Consider the following 295-nt stretch of genomic DNA (forward strand, 5'->3'; position numbering starts at 1 on the left):
TACACAAGCTGCTAGTGGTACGAATAACGCAAAAGATACTGCTTCTTTAAATAAAGAGTATGAACAATTAAAAGGTGAAATTGATCATATCGCTGGAAAAACTAACTTTAACGGCAATGCATTCCTAGACAAAGCTGATCCTACTAATCCAGGTAAAGATATTACGATTCAACTTTCTGATGCGGCAAACGATACACTTGTTATTGAAGCTATCGATACAAAGGCACTTACAAGTGGAACCTTATCAACTTTAGCAGACGTAGCTGGTGCAACAACTGAAATGGGTAAAATTGAT

General features: G+C 36.6%; 1 pseudogene. It reads left to right on the top strand.

The features are described from left to right. Positions 1-295 (top strand): annotated as a pseudogene (locus tag RT27_RS31865) (flagellin); the annotation flags it as partial.

The sequence above is a fragment of the Bacillus sp. L_1B0_5 genome (assembly GCF_000836715.1).
Taxonomy (GTDB): domain Bacteria; phylum Bacillota; class Bacilli; order Bacillales; family Bacillaceae_G; genus Bacillus_A; species Bacillus_A thuringiensis_S.